Source organism: Winslowiella sp. 2C04 (genome assembly GCF_050037805.1).
GTDB classification, from domain to species: domain Bacteria; phylum Pseudomonadota; class Gammaproteobacteria; order Enterobacterales; family Enterobacteriaceae; genus Erwinia; species Erwinia toletana_A.
Genome location: NZ_CP188300.1, coordinates 3,890,924 through 3,908,915 on the forward strand (window position 1 = coordinate 3,890,924; position 17,992 = coordinate 3,908,915).

Annotated in this window: 17 protein-coding genes and 1 riboswitch; of the genes, 10 read left to right on the forward strand and 7 right to left on the reverse strand. The window is 54.0% G+C overall.

Features of this window, described 5'->3' with window-relative positions; all coding sequences use genetic code 11:
* Window position 1: 1 nt before the first annotated feature.
* The 6 genes from ftsL to ilvI form a co-directional block, all read right to left on the reverse strand.
* Window positions 2-322 (reverse strand): cell division protein FtsL, encoded by a 321-nt coding sequence (gene ftsL, locus ACP3TC_RS17700; protein WP_313855755.1) that lies wholly within the window; start codon window positions 320-322, stop codon window positions 2-4.
* Entirely contained in the window at window positions 319-1,260 is a 942-nt protein-coding gene (gene rsmH / locus ACP3TC_RS17705; protein WP_313855754.1) for a 16S rRNA (cytosine(1402)-N(4))-methyltransferase RsmH, read from the reverse strand. Before rsmH ends, ftsL begins: the two co-directional genes overlap by 4 nt.
* Window positions 1,261-1,262: 2 nt before the next feature.
* A complete protein-coding gene (mraZ, locus tag ACP3TC_RS17710) occupies window positions 1,263-1,721 on the reverse strand; it encodes a division/cell wall cluster transcriptional repressor MraZ (protein WP_313855752.1) in 459 nt (152 codons plus the stop codon).
* Between the two features lie 534 nt (window positions 1,722-2,255).
* Window positions 2,256-3,266: a catabolite repressor/activator gene (gene cra, locus ACP3TC_RS17715; RefSeq protein ID WP_313855749.1), complete on the reverse strand. Its 1,011-nt coding sequence runs from the start codon at window positions 3,264-3,266 to the stop codon at window positions 2,256-2,258.
* A gap of 240 nt (window positions 3,267-3,506) precedes the next feature.
* Window positions 3,507-4,001: an acetolactate synthase small subunit gene (gene ilvN, locus ACP3TC_RS17720; protein WP_313855747.1), complete on the reverse strand. Its 495-nt coding sequence runs from the start codon at window positions 3,999-4,001 to the stop codon at window positions 3,507-3,509.
* 2 nt (window positions 4,002-4,003) lie between these two features.
* Window positions 4,004-5,728 (reverse strand): acetolactate synthase 3 large subunit, encoded by a 1,725-nt coding sequence (gene ilvI, locus ACP3TC_RS17725; RefSeq protein WP_313855745.1) that lies wholly within the window; start codon window positions 5,726-5,728, stop codon window positions 4,004-4,006.
* Between the two features lie 20 nt (window positions 5,729-5,748).
* Here ilvI and ACP3TC_RS17730 point away from each other — a divergent pair, with 20 nt between their 5' ends.
* The 6 genes from ACP3TC_RS17730 (at window position 5,749) to leuD (ending at window position 11,351) form a co-directional block, all read left to right on the forward strand.
* Entirely contained in the window at window positions 5,749-6,018 is a 270-nt protein-coding gene (locus ACP3TC_RS17730) for a hypothetical protein (protein ID WP_313855743.1), read from the forward strand.
* A gap of 473 nt (window positions 6,019-6,491) precedes the next feature.
* Complete coding sequence (gene leuL, locus ACP3TC_RS17735; protein ID WP_390902527.1) at window positions 6,492-6,575, forward strand: leu operon leader peptide; 84 nt, start codon at window positions 6,492-6,494, stop codon at window positions 6,573-6,575.
* A 92-nt stretch (window positions 6,576-6,667) separates the two neighbouring features.
* Window positions 6,668-8,236 carry a 2-isopropylmalate synthase gene (gene leuA / locus ACP3TC_RS17740; protein WP_313855742.1) on the forward strand — a complete coding sequence of 523 codons (1,569 nt, stop codon included), beginning with the start codon at window positions 6,668-6,670 and terminating at the stop codon, window positions 8,234-8,236.
* Window positions 8,237-8,238: 2 nt separating this feature from the next.
* Window positions 8,239-9,330: a 3-isopropylmalate dehydrogenase gene (gene leuB / locus ACP3TC_RS17745; protein WP_426816935.1), complete on the forward strand. Its 1,092-nt coding sequence runs from the start codon at window positions 8,239-8,241 to the stop codon at window positions 9,328-9,330.
* Window positions 9,331-9,334: 4 nt separating this feature from the next.
* On the forward strand, window positions 9,335-10,735 hold the full coding sequence (leuC, locus tag ACP3TC_RS17750) for a 3-isopropylmalate dehydratase large subunit (protein WP_313855738.1): 1,401 nt from the start codon (window positions 9,335-9,337) through the stop codon (window positions 10,733-10,735).
* A gap of 10 nt (window positions 10,736-10,745) precedes the next feature.
* Window positions 10,746-11,351, forward strand: coding sequence for a 3-isopropylmalate dehydratase small subunit (gene leuD, locus ACP3TC_RS17755; protein WP_313855737.1), 606 nt, complete (start codon window positions 10,746-10,748; stop codon window positions 11,349-11,351).
* A gap of 61 nt (window positions 11,352-11,412) precedes the next feature.
* On the opposite strand, the gene ACP3TC_RS17760 is transcribed toward leuD, so the two are convergent.
* Window positions 11,413-12,591: a sugar efflux transporter gene (locus ACP3TC_RS17760; protein ID WP_426816936.1), complete on the reverse strand. Its 1,179-nt coding sequence runs from the start codon at window positions 12,589-12,591 to the stop codon at window positions 11,413-11,415.
* Window positions 12,592-12,831: 240 nt separating this feature from the next.
* Here ACP3TC_RS17760 and sgrR point away from each other — a divergent pair, with 240 nt between their 5' ends.
* The 4 genes from sgrR to thiQ all read left to right on the forward strand — a co-directional run bounded on the left by sgrR (window position 12,832) and on the right by thiQ (window position 17,960).
* Window positions 12,832-14,493 (forward strand): HTH-type transcriptional regulator SgrR, encoded by a 1,662-nt coding sequence (gene sgrR, locus ACP3TC_RS17765; protein ID WP_313855734.1) that lies wholly within the window; start codon window positions 12,832-12,834, stop codon window positions 14,491-14,493.
* Window positions 14,494-14,528: 35 nt separating this feature from the next.
* A riboswitch (TPP riboswitch) is annotated at window positions 14,529-14,657 on the forward strand.
* A gap of 45 nt (window positions 14,658-14,702) precedes the next feature.
* Complete coding sequence (gene thiB / locus ACP3TC_RS17770) at window positions 14,703-15,689, forward strand: thiamine ABC transporter substrate binding subunit (RefSeq protein WP_426816937.1); 987 nt, start codon at window positions 14,703-14,705, stop codon at window positions 15,687-15,689.
* Window positions 15,665-17,275, forward strand: a complete 1,611-nt coding sequence (thiP, locus tag ACP3TC_RS17775) for a thiamine/thiamine pyrophosphate ABC transporter permease ThiP (RefSeq protein WP_426816938.1) — start codon at window positions 15,665-15,667, stop codon at window positions 17,273-17,275. The genes thiB and thiP overlap by 25 nt, the downstream gene beginning before the upstream one ends.
* Window positions 17,259-17,960, forward strand: a complete 702-nt coding sequence (gene thiQ / locus ACP3TC_RS17780; RefSeq protein WP_313855729.1) for a thiamine ABC transporter ATP-binding protein ThiQ — start codon at window positions 17,259-17,261, stop codon at window positions 17,958-17,960. The genes thiP and thiQ overlap by 17 nt, the downstream gene beginning before the upstream one ends.
* Window positions 17,961-17,992: the final 32 nt, after the last annotated feature.

The window sequence follows — 17,992 nt, forward strand, 5'->3', positions numbered from 1 at the left end:
ATTATTGCTGTACCACTATATTTTCCTGCGCCGGATCGACATGCTGCATCTGCAGCTTCTCGGTGGCCGTGCGCTCAACCCGGCTATGATCGCCCAGGGCATTTTCTTCCAGAATCAGGTTGCGCCACTCAATGTCCAGCGCATCCCGCTCCAGTACTAACTGTTCACGCTGCGCGGTCAGCAGGCGGGTCTTATGGGCAGTTGTTACCACCAGAACCGCTGAAACCAGCACCGCAACCACCAGGATTAACGGAATCTTTCCGTGACGGAGCAGATCGCCACCGATAACACCGGGTAAGCTGTGGCGCTCATTGCCAATCACGAGGCGGTCCTTTCTGCGATACGCAATACTGAACTGCGGGCGCGTGGATTTTCACCCACCTCAGCTTCGCCCGGCATCATCTTGCCCAGCGCCTTCAGCTGACGACCACCGAGGCTGGCCAGCTGCGCTTCGGTCATAGGAATACCGGCCGGAACCTGCGGGCCTCGGCTTTGTTCACGCATAAAGCGCTTCACAATGCGGTCTTCCAGCGAGTGAAAGCTAATTACCGATAAGCGTCCTGACGGCGCCAGCGCGATCAGTGCGCCTTTCAGCGCCAGTTCAATCTCTTCCAGCTCGCTGTTAACCCAGATGCGAATCGCCTGGAAGCTGCGGGTAGCCGGATGCTTAAACTTGTCTTTGACCGGAGTAGCCGCGTAAATCACATCGGCCAGCTCTTTGGTGCGCGTCATTGGCTGTTCGCGATTGCGTTCGACGATGGCGCGCGCAATACGTTTGGCAAAACGCTCTTCACCGAAAGTCTTCAGCACAAAAGCAATATCGCTCTCTTCAGCCTGCAACAACCATTCTGCTGCTGAGTGACCGCGCGTTGGGTCCATACGCATATCCAGTGGCCCGTCACGCATAAACGAAAAACCGCGTTCAGCATCATCAAGCTGCGGCGATGAGACGCCGAGATCCAGCAAGATACCGTCGATCTTGCCGGTTAATCCCCGCTCTTCCACATACTCTGCCAGCGCAGAGAATGGGCCATGAATGATGTTAAAACGGGGATCGGTTATTTCTGCAGCGGCTGCGATAGCCTGCGGATCACGATCAATGGCGTAGAGACGGCCCTGTTCTCCAAGTTGGGAAAGAATCAGGCGCGAATGTCCTCCGCGCCCGAACGTGCCATCAATATAGATGCCGTTATCCTTGAGGTTGAGGCCATTTACCGCCTCATCTAACAGCACCGTGGTATGTTTAAAATTATCCTGCATAGCTATAACGACAAATCCTGCAATCGATCAGATAACGGTTCCTGCGTCGACTGCTCAGCGTCAATATCATCCTTGACTTGTTGATACCAGGTCTGTTCATCCCACAGTTCAAACTTGTTGAACTGTCCAACCAGCATCACTTCTTTAGTGAGGTTCGCATGTTGACGAAGGGTATTCGCCAGCAGTAAACGACCTGCATTATCCATCTGGCACTCGCTGGCATGACCCAATAACAGTCGCTGAACGCGACGTTCGGCAGGGTTCATGCTGGACAAGCGAGACAGCTTTTGTTCAATGATTTCCCATTCGGGTAAGGTATAAAGCAACAGGCACGGCTGGTGGAGGTCAATGGTACACACCATTTGCCCCTCGGATTCCCCGATCAGCGTTTCGCGATAGCGCGTTGGCACGGCAAGCCGGCCTTTACTGTCGAGATTGACTAACGTTGCCCCACGGAACATGCCAGTCTCACCCCCGAATTACCCCTTCTCACCACTTTACACCACAAATTCCCACTAAAAGAGTTTACGGAGCGAAGGAAAACATTGTCAAGCCGCAGTACCAGCCTGAAGGCATTATTTCTGAGAGGAAGAAAAGGAAGGAAAGTTAAAAATAAAGCCTGCCTGAACCAAAACAAAAAAATAAGCCGATGAATAATGACAAAAAAATCACGTTAAATTAAATTATGCTCAAAAATATAGCAGCCCAGGTGGGATTAAATTAACCTGCAAACTTTGCGAGCCGGTCTGCATTTTAGGGTATTTCTGAGAGCTTGCACAGTGGGCTGTAGCCGCATGGTGCCTGAAGGCAGCGAGAAACCCCAGCTTATTCAGGGTGACGAATTCAGTCGTTATGAAGGTTATTTTCAATACTTACTATAATTTACCTTAAACTTTCACCAGCATTTTGAATTCTCAGGCAGATTGCCTGTGTAAATTTAAATTTCAGTAAAAATATTAATAGATGTAAAAAAGGCAGCCTGCGCTGCCTTCAATTCAGATTACCTTACGATTTAACTTCCCGCGGCGGAACAAATTACGCCGGATACGGGTTAAACCTGGTTTCGGTTTTCTTGGTTCGTCGAGACTGGCCAGTACCAGCTCCAGCACGCGTTCCGCCACATCACGGTGGCGTTGCCCTACCGCCAGCACCGGACACTCAAGAAAATCGAGCAGTTCATGATCGCCAAAGGTGGCAATCGCCAGATCAATTGGCAAGCGTCCTTCACGTTTCAGCGTCACATCCATCACGCCCTGCAACAGACCAAATGAGGTGGTGAACAGCGCATCAGGCATCGGATGTTCATTCAGGTAGTTTTCAAACAGTGCCGCCGCGGCGGTACGTTCGTAGCTATTGGCATAAATAAAGTCGATATTACGCGGATCGCCTTCCCACGCCTGGCGGAAACCCATCTCGCGTAAGAAGCTGACCGAAAGCTCCGGCAGCGCGCCAAGAAACAGCACATTGTTGACCGGCAGCTTGCGTAATTCGGCGGCCAGCATCTCGGCATCATCCTGGTCGGCACCGACCACACTGGTAAAGTGTTCACGGTCCAGCGCGCGATCCAGCGCAATGATTGGCAGCGGATCGTTAATCCAGCGCTGATAAAACGGATGTTCTGGCGGCAGAGCAGTGGAAACGATAATCGCATCGACCTGACGCTGGAGCAGATGCTCAATACAGCGCATCTCGTTTTCCGGCAAATCTTCAGAACAGGCAATCAGCAGCTGATAACCACGCTGACGCGCCTGGCGCTCAAGATAGTTCGCAATACGCGTGTAGCTGGTATTCTCCAGATCGGGAATAACCAGTCCTATTGAGCGCGTGCGTCCTGCACGCAGTCCCGCAGCGACCGCATTGGGATGGTAATTATGCTCACGCACCACTGCCATCACTTTTTCGACGGTCTTGTCGCTGACACGATACTGCTTAGCTTTGCCATTAATGACATAGCTGGCCGTCGTGCGCGACACACCGGCAAGGCGCGCAATTTCATCCAGTTTCACAATAACCCCACACTTCTGTCGCTACGACCGCGCTGTTAATAGCCATATCGTAGCCATGGATAAGAGATTTGTTACATCTAACAGCAGAAAACAGCGGTGAGCAACCGCTTTTCATCGACTTAGCGGCTCTGATTAACAAAAGTTTTTAGCCGCCGGACGCTTAAGCCAGATTGATATAAGCCATAAAAAAACCCGACCGAAGTCGGGTTGATGATAAATACGGCACGGTACAGCAGGATATCAGCGCAGAATGCGGTCACCACCGCGCGACACACCAACGATACCCGAGCGCGCGATTTCAACAATTTCCGCGACTTCACGTACGGTATTCAGGAAGGCATCGAGCTTGTCACTGGTACCTGCCAGCTGAACCGTGTAAAGCGCAGGCGTCACATCGATGATTTGCCCACGGAAAATTTCCGTGCTGCGCTTCACTTCCTCACGACCGTAACCGCTGGCCTGAATCTTCACCAGCATGATTTCACGCTCAACATGCGATCCTTTGCACAGCTCGCTGACCCGCAGTACATCCACCAGCTTGTGCAGTTGCTTCTCAATCTGCTCCAGCACTTTCTCATCACCGACGGTCTGAATCGTCATGCGTGAGAGCGTCGGATCATCGGTCGGTGCCACCGTCAGGCTTTCAATGTTGTAACCGCGCTGGGAAAACAGGCCAACCACGCGGGACAATGCGCCGGACTCGTTCTCCAGCAATACTGATAAAATGCGACGCATAATTATGTCCTCTCCGTTTTGCTCAGCCACATCTCGTCCATACCACCGCCGCGAATATGCATCGGGTAAACGTGCTCAGTACCGTCGACATTAACATCAACAAATACCAGACGCCCTTTTGCCAATTCTTCCAGCGCGTGTGTCAGTTTCTCTTCCAGCTCTTGCGGATGGTTAATCGCCACGCCAACGTGACCATAGGCTTCCGCCAGGCGCACAAAATCAGGCAGTGATTCCATATAGGATTGCGAATGGCGTCCGGAATAGATCATATCCTGCCACTGCTTCACCATACCAAGGTAGCGGTTGTTCAGATTCAGAACCAGCACCGGCAGGCCATATTGCAGCGCGGTCGACAGCTCCTGAATATTCATCTGAATACTGCCATCGCCAGTCACGCAGACCACGGTTTCATTCGGCAGCGCCAACTTAACGCCCAGTGCAGCGGGCAGGCCAAAGCCCATGGTGCCCAGCCCACCGGAGTTGATCCAGCGACGCGGCTTATCAAACTGGTAGTAAAGCGCGGCAAACATCTGATGCTGACCAACGTCGGATGTTACATAAGCATCACCGTGCGTCAGACGACAAATGGTCTCGATCACCGCTTGTGGCTTGATTTTATCGCTGGTGCGATCGAACTCCAGGCACTGACGAGAACGCCACTGATCGATGCTCTGCCACCAGTCGCGCAGGTTATCAAAGTTCTGCGTCGCATCGGATTGCGCCAGCAGTTCCAGCATCTGCTCCAGCACCTGCTTCGCATCACCGACAATCGGCACATCGGCGGCAACGGTTTTCGAAATCGACGTCGGGTCGATATCGATATGTAACACCGTGGCATTCGGGCAATATTTCGCCAGATTATTGGTGGTGCGATCGTCGAAACGCACGCCAACGGCGAAGATAACGTCAGCGTTATGCATCGTCATATTGGCTTCATAGGTGCCGTGCATACCGAGCATGCCAACAGACTGACGGTGCGTGGCCGGAAAAGCCCCCAGCCCCATCAGGGAAGTGGTCACCGGCAGATTGAGTTTCTCCGCAATCTCGCGCAGCTCATCGTGACAGGCTGAGTTTATTACGCCGCCACCGGCATAAATAACCGGCTTTTTCGCCGCTAGTAAGCTATTTAATGCGCGTTTAATCTGCCCTTTATGACCCTGAGTGGTCGGGTGATAAGAGCGCATGCTGACCGATTCGGGCCAGGCGTAAGGCAGTTTATTGGCCGGATTAAGAATATCTTTTGGCAGATCGATAACCACCGGGCCAGGGCGACCGCTGGACGCCAGCCAGAAGGCTTTTTTAATCGCGCCAGGAATATCTTCGGTGTGTTTCACCAGGAAGCTGTGTTTGACGATTGGACGTGAAATACCGACCATATCGCACTCCTGGAAGGCATCGTAACCAATCAGCGACGAGGCTACCTGACCTGACAGCACCACCATCGGAATCGAATCCATATAAGCGGTAGCAATACCGGTAATCGCATTGGTGGCACCAGGACCGGACGTCACCAGCACCACACCGACTTCACCGGTGGCACGCGCGTAGCCATCGGCCATATGCACCGCGCCCTGCTCATGGCGCACCAGCACATGGTCAACACCACCGACCGTTTGCAGAGCGTCATAAATATCGAGTACCGCTCCGCCCGGATAACCGAACACATGCTTTACGCCCTGATCGATTAACGACCGGACCACCATCTCGGCTCCTGACAACATCTCCATTTCTTGCCTCCAGGCTTAAGGTGCTGATTCCACTGACTCAGTTCTTGTCATTTGCGCTGCGCGACAAAGTGGAGCGTCGCGCAGACGATGCCAGAGGAAGTCAGAACCTTGTGTTTTATTCTCAGGCGGTGGAAATCATTTCCACAACCCAGGTACAGGGTCGCGAGGCCCTTGCTGATTTCTCGTTAGAGTTGTGTGGTTACCATAACCGCGAAAAAGTTAGCAGGCAAACACCAAACGTTCACGCCTGGAATAATGACGAAATTAAGCAGCTGGAGGAAAGTGAATAGCCTCGACAATTCCACTAAAAGAGTCGCTAAACAAAAGCGGTTTATGCTGCGGGAAATAGCCTGAACAGTGCGATCTAATTCTTCTTAAAATTAACTCATGCTTAATCAGAGACAAGCCTTTCAAAGGTGCGCGTATTTATAGTTATATCTGCTGACCTTTGATTAAGCGACGCTATAATTCTCCAGCGATAATCACTTTAGGCTGTTAAATGAATCCAGCAACAGCCAACACAAAAACAATAACTATCAATAAGTTATACACAATACCTTATTCGCAATCACTTGATTTTATACAGTATATCATCCTGATTTTTTCTTATGCTTTGCCATTCCTCTGCCAACATAAATAACTGCAGAATATTTTACTCAGCCCGTCTGACGCCGAGCTGGAATTGATCGCAGTCAGAAGGTTGACATTAACGGCTGAACCACGTATCAATATTAGCAACACAAAAATTACGGAGTTTGATTCAATGATTCGTACTAACCGCCTACTCGGTCTACTACTAAACGCATCCAATATGCGCGGTAGGCTTGTGGGCGGAATCAATCACTGATTCAGACTTGCAAAACTTAAAAAACCCGCGCCGATGCGCGGGTTTTTTTATGCTCGTAGCAAAAACGGCAGCTTTCAGGAAGGACGATTACGATGAGCTCACAAATTATTATTTTCGATACCACTCTGCGTGATGGTGAACAGGCATTACAGGCCAGTCTGAGTGTGAAAGAAAAACTGCAAATCGCGCTGGCGCTGGAGCGCATGGGCGTTGATGTGATGGAAGTCGGTTTCCCGGTCTCCTCACCAGGCGATTTCGAATCCGTGCAGACCATTGCGCGCCAGATTAAAAACAGCCGGGTTTGTGCGCTGGCACGCTGCGTAGAGAAAGATATCGACGCCGCGTATGAGTCACTGCGCATTGCTGATGCTTATCGTATCCACACCTTCCTGGCAACTTCGCCAATGCATATCGCCACTAAGCTGCGCAGCACTTTGCCGGAAGTGATTGATCGTGCAGTACGCATGATAAAGCGGGCGCGTAACTACACTGATGACGTGGAATTTTCCTGCGAAGATGGTGGCCGCACGCCGATTGACGATCTGTGTCGGGTGGTTGAAGCAGCAATTAATGCCGGTGCCACCACAATTAACATTCCGGATACCGTCGGTTATACCCTGCCAGATGAATACAGCAATATCATCTCTTCACTGATTGCCCGCGTGCCCAATATCGACAAAGCCATCCTGTCAGTGCATACCCACGACGATTTGGGTATGGCAGTCGGTAACTCTATCGCGGCAATTCAGGCCGGCGCACGTCAGGTTGAAGGTACGCTGAACGGTCTGGGCGAGCGCGCCGGTAACTGTGCGCTGGAAGAAGTGATTATGGCGATTAAAACCCGCAGCCAGATTATGAATGTGCATACCAACATTCAGCATCAGGAAATCTACCGCACCAGCCAGATTGTCAGCCAGATCTGTAATATGCCGATTCCGGCGAACAAAGCGGTGGTCGGCTCCAACGCCTTCGCCCACTCCTCCGGTATTCACCAGGATGGCGTGCTGAAAAACCGTGAAAACTACGAAATCCTGACGCCAGAATCGATCGGTCTGCACAAAGTTCAGCTGAATCTGACCTCTCGCTCCGGTCGCGCAGCGGTTAAACACCGTATGGAAGAGATGGGCTATAAAGAAGCCGACTACAGCCTGGATGCACTGTACGACGCATTTCTGAAGCTGGCGGATAAAAAAGGCCAGGTATTCGATTACGACCTGGAAGCGCTGGCGTTTATCAACAAACAAAATGAAGAGCCGGAACATTTCCAGCTGCAAGAGTTTAACGTGCAGTCCGGCTCCAGTATCACCGCAACGGCTTCAGTACGTCTGGGCTGCGGTGACGAAGAGAAATCTGAAGCCGCGACCGGTAATGGCCCGGTGGATGCCGTCTATCAGGCGATCAACCGCATCACTGAATTTGATATCGAACTGGTGAAATATCAGCTGACCGCCAAAGGTCACGGTAAAGATGCGCTGGGCCAGGTGGATATCGTGGTTAACTATAATGGCCGTAAATTCCACGGCATTGGTCTGGCGACCGATATCGTTGAGTCATCGGCCCAGGCGATGATCAACGCCCTGAACAATATCTGGCGCGCACGTCAGGTCGAGCAAGAATTACAACGTAAATCGAAGAACAAAGAGCAAAAGGAAACGGTGTAAACATGTCTAAGTCTTATCATATCGCTGTATTGCCGGGTGACGGCATTGGACCGGAAGTCATGGCGCAGGCGTCAAAGGTTATGGACGCCATTCGTCAGCGCTTTGCGATGCGCATCACTACCAGCGAATATGACGTCGGCGGTATCGCCATCGATCGTCACGGCGCTCCGCTGCCAGCGGCCACCATTGCTGGCTGTGAGCAGGCTGACGCGATTCTGTTTGGCTCTGTTGGCGGCCCAAAATGGGAACATTTACCGCCGGCCGAACAGCCTGAGCGTGGCGCATTACTGCCGCTGCGTAAGCATTTCAAACTGTTCAGCAACCTGCGCCCGGCCAGCCTGTATAAAGGTCTGGAAGCATTCTGCCCGCTGCGTCGTGATATCGCCGATAACGGCTTTGATATTCTGTGCGTACGTGAACTGACCGGCGGCATCTATTTTGGTCAGCCAAAAGGCCGTGAAGGCAGCGGTATGCACGAACGCGCCTTCGACACCGAGGTTTACCACCGTTTCGAAATCGAACGTATTGCCCGCATCGCTTTCGAGTCAGCGCGTAAACGTCGCAGTAAAGTGACTTCCATCGATAAAGCTAACGTCTTGCAGACCTCGGTAATGTGGCGCGAAATCGTTAGTGAAATTGGTAAAGAGTATCCGGATGTGCAGCTGAGCCATATGTACATCGATAACGCCACCATGCAGCTGATTAAAGATCCGTCACAGTTTGACGTGCTGCTTTGTTCTAACCTGTTTGGTGACATTCTGTCGGATGAATGCGCGATGATCACCGGTTCGATGGGCATGCTGCCTTCCGCCAGCCTGAACGAACAGGGCTTTGGCTTGTATGAACCTGCTGGCGGCTCGGCGCCGGATATTGCCGGTAAAAATATTGCCAACCCGATTGCGCAAATTCTCTCGCTGTCACTGCTGCTGCGCTACAGCCTTAATGCAGATGAAGCGGCAGACGCCATTGAGCGCGCAATTAACCGTGCGCTGGAAGAAGGTTTCCGCACCAGCGACTTAGCGGGTGACGGACAGGCAATCAGCACTGATGAAATGGGTTCCATAATCGCCCGGTTCATCACCGAGGAAAAATAATAAAATGAGCAAAACATTATACCAGAAGTTATTTGATGCACATGTCGTCCACGAAGCACCAAACGAAACGCCACTGCTGTATATCGATCGCCATTTAGTGCACGAAGTCACTTCACCACAGGCGTTCGATGGTCTGCGCGCGCACGGACGCAAAGTCCGTCAGCCGTCCAAGACCTTCGCCACCATGGACCATAACGTTTCGACCCAGACCAAAGACATTAACGCGTCTGGCGAGATGGCGCGTATCCAGATGCAGGAACTGATTAAGAACTGCGCCGAATTTGGCGTGCAGTTATACGACCTGAATCACCCGTTCCAGGGCATCGTACACGTGATTGGTCCTGAGCAAGGCATGACTTTGCCTGGCATGACGATTGTGTGTGGTGACTCCCACACCGCCACCCACGGCGCGTTCGGCGCGCTGGCATTTGGTATCGGCACCTCGGAAGTTGAGCATGTACTGGCTACCCAAACGCTGAAGCAGGGTCGTGCTAAAACCATGAAGATTGAAGTGGTTGGTGAAGCCGCAACCGGCATTACCGCGAAAGATATCGTGCTGGCAATTATCGGTAAAACCGGTAGCGCAGGCGGTACCGGCCATGTGGTGGAATTCTGTGGCCCGGCGATTGAAGCGCTGAGCATGGAAGGCCGTATGACGCTGTGTAATATGGCGATTGAGATGGGCGCAAAAGCCGGTCTGGTCGCACCGGACGATATTACTTTCAACTACCTGAAAGGACGCCAGTTCGCGCCGAAAGACGCCAACTGGGACGCCGCCGTTGACTACTGGCGCAGCCTGAAATCCGACAGCGATGCGCAGTTCGACAGCGTGATTACGCTGAATGCCGCCGATATCGCACCGCAAGTCACCTGGGGTACCAACCCAGGCCAGGTCATGGCGGTGAATGAGCTGATCCCGAATCCTGCCTCATTCAGCGATCCGGTTGAGCGCGCCTCAGCAGAAAAAGCGCTGGCTTATATGGACTTGCAGCCAGGCATCAAAATGACTGACGTACGCATCGATAAAGTGTTTATTGGTTCCTGCACTAACTCACGTATTGAAGATCTGCGTGCCGCCGCTGAAATTGCCAAAGGGCGTAAAGTGGCTGCTGGCGTGCAGGCGATTGTGGTGCCGGGTTCCGGTCCGGTTAAAGCGCAGGCGGAAGCGGAAGGTCTGGATAAGATCTTTATCGAAGCCGGTTTTGAATGGCGTCTGCCGGGTTGCTCAATGTGTCTGGCGATGAATAACGACCGTCTGAATCCGGGCGAACGCTGTGCTTCCACCAGTAACCGTAACTTTGAAGGTCGTCAGGGACGCGGTGGACGTACTCACCTGCTGAGCCCGGCAATGGCTGCGGCAGCCGCCGTCACCGGTCACTTTACTGATATCCGCGAACTGCATTAAGGACAAGATTATGGCTACTAAATTTACTCAGCACAGCGGGATTGTCGCGCCGCTGGACGCGGCGAACGTCGATACTGATGCCATCATTCCTAAGCAGTTTCTGCAGAAAGTCACGCGTACCGGTTTTGGCGTGCACCTGTTTAACGACTGGCGTTACCTGGATGATGCCGGTGAGCAGCCGAACCCTGAGTTTGTGCTGAACAAGCCAGAATTCAAGGGTGCCAGCATTCTGCTGGCGCGTGAAAACTTCGGCTGTGGCTCTTCACGTGAACATGCGCCATGGGCACTGACTGATTTCGGTTTCCACGCGGTGATCGCCCCCAGCTTTGCCGATATCTTTTACGGCAACTCATTTAATAACCAGCTGTTGCCGGTTAAGCTGAGCGAAGAGCAAGTGGATGAGCTGTTTAAAAAGGTTGCTGCCGATCCGGGCATCGCCTTCACCGTCGATCTGGAAAAGCAGGAAGTGATCGCCGGCGATCGGCACTACAGTTTTGAGATCGACAGCTTCCGCCGTCACTGCATGATTAACGGCCTCGACAGTATTGGCCTGACCTTGCAGCACGATGCAGAGATTGGTGATTACGAAACCCGACAGCCCGCATTTTTGAATTAATCAGTCTGCGGTACAGCTTCAGCACGGGGGCCGAAAACGGCCCCCGACCAGTCTCAGGCCTTCAGACATCTTTTACCCGCATCGACAGCCCCAGCGCCACCAGCGATAATGCCAGCGTCATCCAGTACACCGAATAATGCCCCCAGGTTTCCGCCAGCGCGCCCTGCAGAATCCCCGCCAGAATCACGCCGGTTGAAATACTGTTGGTAAACAGCGTGGTTGCCGCGCCGGGACGGCCCGGCATCAAATCCTGAAAATAGAGCATGCCAATACCGGCAATAATTCCGATAAACACCGCGTTAAAGATCTGAATAACCATCAGCATGGTGCGCGACTGAAACAGCACCAGCCCAAGGTAAAACAGCACGCCTGAAGCAATGGCAAACAGCATCATATTGCGCTTACCGAAGCGTTTTACGTAGTGCCCCGCCAGCAGCATCGCCGGAATCTCCAGCCCGGCGGCCGTCCCCATCAGTAAGCCTGCCAGTCGATCGGGTAGCCCAAGCACGCTGCTGATATACAGTGGCATATCGATGATATACATGGTGTTACAGGTCCACATCATCATCGAAGCGATAAACAACATGCGCACATTTTTATCTTTCCACGCACTGATTTGCGTCAGCAGCACTTCCGGCGACTGCTCAACGCGCGGAACCGACGGCAAAGCAAACCAGATCAGCGCCAGGCAGATAACAAACAGCGCGGCGGCCACGATAAACATGGTGGTAAAACCATAATTCAGCGCCAGTGCGAAAGAGAGCGGCGGCCCAATCACCCATGCCAGCGACAGCTGGGCGCGCATCACTGAACTGAACATCACCACTTCTCGCGCCGAACTGTCGGCATATTCGCGCGCCAGAGCAAAAATCTGCGGCATCGCCACGCTGGCCAGCGCCGAAAGGAAAACGCCGGCGGTAATCAGCGTCAGATAGTGACGATTAAAAGCAAACAGCAACGCATTCAGCAGCGCCATCAGGCAGCAAAACAGAATCAGCATCCGCCGATCGCCACGGCTGTCAGATCGCTTCGCCAGTAGCAGGCTTACCGCAATTCCGGCAATGGCATTGACGGTATAAAACAGCCCAACCCAGAACGGCCGGACTTCCACTTCGCGGCTGAGAAACAGGCTCAGGGTCGGAGCCTGCAAGGCACCGGCGATGCCAACCATAAAAGAGACTGCCATAAAAGCGACATAAACCGGATTGATGCGACGACGACGGGTCAGCAGCGATTTCATACTTTGATCCTTCCTGGATGGAAGAGGCGAAAAAATGACAAATAAGAAGCGTAGAAGAAACCACAGGGAAAAGAAAAAAGCCAGCAGACATTAATCCACTGGCAGGTGAAAGCACCATACTCAGAATGAGATGAAAGTGCGCCATCAAAAGCGATGCCTCCCGCGCTTCCATCTGTGGCTATTATTGCCATAATACCGGAACTAAAAAACTGATGGCTTTCACTGCGGAGTTCCCCTTTTATGTCCTCTCCCCGCTTGCAGCAACAATTTATTCGCCTGTGGCAGAGCTGTAATGGCCAGTCGCAAGAGACCACGCTTAATGAGCTGGCTAATCAGCTCAGCTGTTCGCGCCGTCATATGCGCAATTTATTGAACGCGATGCAAGGGCACGGCTGGCTGGAGTGGCAGGCGGAAGCCGGACGCGGCAAACGATCGATGCTGACTTTCCTCTATACCGGCCTCGCGCTGCAACAGCAGCGCGCCGAAGATCTGCTGGAGCAGGATCGCATCGATCAGCTAGTGCAGCTGGTCGGCGATAAAAACCAGGTGCGCCAGATGATTACTTCCCATCTCGGGCGCAGCTTCCGTCAGGGCAAACATATCCTGCGGGTGCTTTATTACCGCTCGCTGCTTAATTTATTGCCCGGTTCCCCCTTACGCCGTTCAGAAACGCACCTCGCGAGGCAGATTTTCAGCAGCCTGACGCGGATAAATGAGGAAAACGGGGAACTGGAGGCGGATATTGCCCATCACTGGCAGCAGATTTCCGCTACCCACTGGCGCTTCTACCTGCGTCCGGCGATCCACTTCCATCATGGCCGCGAGCTGGAGATGGCCGATGTTATTGCCTCGCTGACGCGCCTGACCAGCCAACCGCTGTTCAGCCATCTGATCCGCATTGAATCTTCCACTCCGTGGGCGCTGGATATTCATCTGAGTCAGCCGGATAACTGGCTGCCGTGGCTACTCGGAAATGTCAGTACCATGATTCTGCCGCGTGAATGGCCAACCCTGCCCGACTTTTCGCGCCAGCCGATCGGTACTGGCCCCTACTCCGTGGTGCGCAATCAGCAGTCACAGCTAAAGATTCAGGCATTTGACGACTATTTTGGCTATCGCGCGTTAATAGATGAAGTGGCGATTTGGGTATTACCGGAAATCACAGATGAACTGGTTTACTCCGGCGTGAAACTGCAGGGCAAAAAGCAGGACGAAAAATCAGAAGAGAGCCGGCTGGAAGAGGGCTGCTACTTTCTGCTGTTCGATCAGCGCTCGCCGCAGGGCCGCAATGAGCAGGTACGCCGCTGGGTCAGCTATATCTTTAACCCAATAGCGCTGCTGAACAACTCCGGCATCGGCTATCAGCGCTACTGGTTCCCGGCTTATGGTCTGCTGCCGCGCTGGCACCACCGGCGCGATATGACGCCAGCGGAAAAACCGCAGGGGCTGACCAGCTTAACCCTCACCTGGTACAGCGATCATATCGAACACCAGGGCATTGCCAATGCGCTGGAACCGATCCTTGCGGCGCATGGCGTAAAACTGATTACTCAACAGATCGATTACGACAGCTGGTATCGCGGCGAAGCCGAAAGTGATATCTGGCTGGGCAGCGCCAATTTTACCCTGCCACTGGAGTTTTCGCTGTTCGCCTTACTGTATGAGATCCCGCTGATCCATCACTGTGTGCAGATCGACTGGGAAGCGGATGCCGAGCGCTGGCGGCAACAGACATTGTCGCTGGCCGACTGGAGTAAACTGCTGGTCGACAGTTACAGTCTGCATCCTTTGTTCCACCACTGGCTACTGTTGGAGGGGCAGCGCAGTATGCGCGGGGTCCGCATGAACACCCTCGGCTGGTTTGATTTTAAATCAGCCTGGTTTGCCCCGCCGGAATCATGAGTCTTTCACTGAGGGCAGTAAATCAATAGAATGGGCCGTTCTCAACGGGGTGCGGAAAAACCTTGTGATGCCGACTGTTTGCCATCCACCGTTTTTCCGCTGAGAAAAACCCGTCGAACCTGATCCGGCTCATACCGGCGTAGGGATTTGAGAGTGCCCGTCGCTCAGATCATGCGCCTCATATAATCCCCTCTCAAGGAGAGCGCATAGTGTTAAACAGGACCCTGCCTTTGTTACTGCTGTTAGCGGCACCGGCATTTGCTGCCAAACCGACGCTGACCGTCTATACCTATGACTCTTTCTCCGCTGACTGGGGACCTGGCCCGGCGATCAAAAAAGCCTTTGAAGCCGACTGCGACTGCCAGCTGAAATTCGTCGCGCTGGAAGATGGCGTTTCCCTGCTGAATCGTCTGCGGATGGAAGGGAAAAACAGCAAGGCTGACGTGATCCTCGGTCTTGATAACAATCTGTTGCAGGCGGCAGAGCAGACCGGCCTGTTTACCGACAGTAATGTCGATACCCGCAAACTGACTATTCCTGGCGGCTGGCACAACAGCACCTTTGTGCCGTACGACTACGGCTACTTTGCTTTTGTCTACGATAAAACCAAACTGACTAACCCGCCGAAAAGCCTGAAAGAACTGGTCGACAGCGATCAAAACTGGAAAGTGATTTATCAGGATCCGCGCACCAGCACACCAGGGCTTGGCCTGCTGTTGTGGATGCAAAAAGTCTTCGGTGATGACGCGCCGCAGGCCTGGCAGAAACTGGCGAAGAAAACCGTTACCGTCACTAAAGGCTGGAGCGAAGCCTACGGCCTGTTCCTGAAAGGCGAAGGTGACCTGGTGCTGAGCTACACCACTTCGCCGGCTTATCATCTGATCGAAGAGAAGAAAGATCGCTATGCCGCCGCGGATTTCGCCGAAGGTCACTATATGCAGGTGGAAGTGGCCGGACAGCTGGCCAGCAGCAAGCAACCGGAACTGGCACAGCGCTTTATGAAATTTATCGTCAGCCAGCCGTTCCAGCAGGCTATTCCAACCGGCAACTGGATGTATCCGGTTACCGACATTAAGCTCCCCGCGGGCTTTGAGACGCTGACAGTACCGAAAACCTCGCTGGAATTCAGCTCACAGCAAGTCGCCGATCAACGCGCGCAATGGATCAGTGCATGGCAACGCGCCGTCAGCCGTTAATCGCTGGCTGGATGATCCCTGGCGGCCTGGCGGCGACACTGCTGGTCGCCGTCGCGATACTGGCGTTTGGCGCACTGTGGTTTAACGCGCCGGAAACCGACTGGCGCGCCATTGCGCAGGACAGCTATCTGTGGCACGTGCTGGGCTTCTCCTTCTGGCAGGCGTCATTATCGGCACTGCTGTCGGTCATTCCGGCTATTCCGTTGGCAAGAGCGCTGTATCGCCGCCGCTTCCCCGGACGCGCCGCGCTACTGCGACTCTGCGCGATGACGCTGGTGCTGCCGGTGCTGGTGGCGGTGTTTGGTATTCTCAGCGTTTATGGTCGTCAGGGCTGGCTGGCGCAGCTGTGCCAGCTGCTAGGCATTGACTACCCATTTTCACCCTACGGCCTGCAGGGCATTCTGCTGGCGCATGTGTTCTTCAACCTGCCGCTGGCAACGCGCCTGTTGTTACAAACGCTCGAGCAGATTCCCGGTGAGCAGCGGCAACTGGCTGCCCAGCTCGGTATGCGCGGCTGGCACCATTTCCGGCTGGTGGAATGGCCGTGGCTGCGGCGGCAAATTATGCCGGCCGCTGCGCTGATCTTTATGCTGTGCTTCGCCAGTTTTGCTACCGTGTTATCGCTGGGCGGCGGCCCGCAAGCCACCACCATTGAGCTGGCGATTTTTCAGGCACTCAGCTACGACTACGATCCCGGACGCGCGGCGCTACTGGCGCTGCTGCAAATGGTCTGTTGCCTCGGGCTGGTAATGCTCAGTCAGCGCCTGAGTAAAGCGATTCCGGCAGGCACGGCGGCGGTAAGCGGCTGGCGTAATCCGCAGGACAGCTGGCGGGCAAAACTTGTCGATGGCCTGTTAATCACGCTGGCGTTGCTGTTATTGCTGCCACCGCTGCTGGCGGTGATTGTCGATGGCATCAATCAGGGCTTCGGCTCGGTGCTGCGGCAACCGGCATTGTGGCAGGCGACCTTCACGTCGCTACGCATTGCAATTGCTGCCGGGCTGCTTTGCGTGATGCTGACCACCATGCTGCTGTGGACCAGCCGCGAACTGCGCCTGCGTCATCGCGCACTGGCGGGTCAGGCGCTGGAGCTGAGCGGCATGCTGATTCTGGCGATGCCCGGCATTGTGCTGGCTACCGGCTTTTTCCTGCTGCTGAGCAGCACGGTCGGTCTGCCGCAGTCCGCCGACGGACTGGTGATTTTCACCAATGCCCTGATGGCAATCCCCTACGCGATGAAAGTGCTGGAAAACCCGCTGCGGGATATCGCAGAACGCTATAACCGGCTCTGCCTGTCTCTGGATATTCGCGGCTGGAACCGGCTGCGGCTGATCGAGCTGAAAGCCCTGAAGCGCCCGCTGGCACAGGCACTGGCCTTCGCCTGTGTATTATCCATTGGTGACTTTGGCGTGGTGGCGCTGTTTGGCAACGACGATTTCCGCACCCTGCCGTTCTGGCTGTATCAGCAGATTGGCTCGTATCGCAGTGAGCAGGGCGCGGTTACCGCACTGCTGCTGCTGCTGCTCTGTTTCCTGCTGTTTACACTTATTGAAAAGCTGCCGGGTCGCCATGCTAACGCTGAATAATTTAACCTATCTCTATCATCATCTGCCGATGCGTTTCTCTCTGACGATGCAGGCCGGTGAGCGGCTGGCGATTCTGGGCCCAAGCGGGGCCGGTAAAAGTACCCTGCTGAGTCTGATTGCCGGTTTTCTGTCGGCCAACAGCGGCGAACTGATACTGAACGGTGCAGATCATACTGTCAGCGCACCGGCGCAACGCCCGGTGTCGATGTTATTTCAGGAAAATAATCTGTTTCCGCATCTGAGCGTGGCGCAAAATATCGGGCTGGGGTTAAATCCGGGCTTAAAGCTGAATGCGCACCAGCGGCAAATCATCAGCGATATCGCCGCGCGCGTCAGCCTTAGCGACTATCTTGAGCGGCTCCCTGCGCAGCTGTCCGGCGGACAGCGGCAGCGTGCGGCACTGGCGCGCTGTCTGGTGCGCCAACAGCCGCTGCTGCTGCTGGATGAGCCCTTTTCTGCACTCGATCCCGCGCTGCGTAAAGAGATGCTCAAGCTGGTGGATGAGGTATGCAGTGAGCGAAACATCACTTTACTGATGGTGTCGCACAGCCTTGAAGATGCGCTACAAATTGCCGCACGTAGCGTACTGATCGTTGACGGTCGGGTTTACTGGGATGGGCCAACTACCGCTCTGGCAGAGGGCGAAACCGCCGCTGCGGAGATTTTAGGGGTCACGCGGAAATAGCCGGGGCCAGCAAAGCTGGCCCACAGCACGGC